Genomic DNA, 1554 nt, shown 5'->3' with positions numbered 1-1554 from the left:
CTGCTGAAACCAGTCTGCCCTTAATCGGGTTCGATTTCATGTATACATTGCCCATTTTCTCTAAAGTGCTATTAAATTTCTTAGCGGTTTCTTCACCACCAATTTCCGAATCTGGTACTTTGCCCACCAGGTTTTTGGCATTAAACAGAAAACTGAAATTGTTTTTGCTCAATAGTTGTTTGTGCAGTTTACTTAATTTATTGCTGTTGTATTGATTGTTGCTAATGCCCTGCATTTCAGTTAACGAATTGCCGAAAAATACAATACCATCTTTAATCATAAAGTAAATATCAATCGGGCTTTTCTTTTCCAATATTTTATAAATGTTGTTCTCAACAGATACATAATTTTTGTTTACACCATATTTAATCAGTTTGTTAATCAATCTGTGATCTTCTGATGAAAACATAAAAAGGAAATCAGGCAATGTTTCTTTCTTGGTTTTAACTATTTCTTTTTGTTTGTAATCATCATCATATTCGTAAGTGGTATAAGTAACGTCTTTTGTGTTTAATCCATTAATTACGAATAACGCATCGCCTTTAATTACCTTGCTTACAGCTTCTTCATCTAGCAAAAGACTGAAGAGCTCAGTACCAAGATCAATTTCTTCATCCATTTTGCCCCCCAATAAAGAACCATAGGTTTGTTTCATTAATTTAGGGAATTCTTCCAGATAAGCTTTGGTATCAATCGAATAACTCATAAAACCGAGCGCTTTTTCGCTGTTTACATATTTCAAAAAGTTTTTGTTTAACTTTCTGTTCATGATTTTTTTATACGCATCTGCCTGTTCCTGCGCCAATTCTAAGCCTGTTGAGATGCGGAAACTCTTGTCGTCCATAAAAAGTTTCGCATTTAAACTGCCATAACCTTTCATTAACCCTGCTTTACCATAAGCACCAAATTCAGGAGAAATCGAATTATAAACATCTTGAAGGCTCGATACCCAAAGTTCTGCAATGGCTTTATTATCTAAACTTGCCGTGTATGATTTATTATTTTCGATAGACTCGTAACTGCCAGTGAAAATCTGATCAGCCTGGGCGGTCATCCAGGTAAAAGCCAATCTCTTTTTCTTTGCATCTTGTTCCAAACGCTCTTGTTGGTAGGCATCATATTGCTCATCAACAATACCATGAACAGGAGTCATGGCGCTCGCAGTATCGACTGCGAATTCTCTTGCTTCTCTGGATTCTTCAACATCTGAATCTATTCTAGCAACTTTTTTAGATTTTTTGGCCGTTTTCTTTTTACCGGTTTTTTTCGTTCCGGCAGTTTTTTTAGTATTCTTTTTAGCCGTCGATTTTTTCCGAACTTTTACTTTTTCAATAACCGGGGCATCAACTGCTTCTACCATAGGCTCATCTGTTGTTACATAAGCAGAGTCTACAGCCACAGCCGCGCTATCAGCAACTATTGCATCGTCACTTTGGAACCTTATATCTTTAATCCCATAACGTGCAGATTTAACTGAATCAGCAAAGAAAGATCCTTTTATGCTTYCGGTTACAAAATACAGCATGTTGTTGTTCCATTTAATAATGCTCGTGC

Annotated in this window: 1 protein-coding gene; it reads right to left on the bottom strand. The window is 36.1% G+C overall.

Going from position 1 to position 1554, the window contains the following annotated elements; genetic code table 11:
- Positions 1 to 1525, bottom strand: a 1525-nt coding sequence (locus tag AC1DPQ_RS27280; RefSeq protein WP_477611494.1) for a hypothetical protein, incomplete at its 3' end; no start/stop codon positions are given.
- Positions 1526 to 1554: the final 29 nt, after the last annotated feature.

This window comes from Pedobacter sp. 01T416_2 (genome assembly GCF_056398925.1).
Note: the sequence above shows the minus strand (reverse complement) of the source record. Positions and strands in the feature narration are given on the sequence as shown.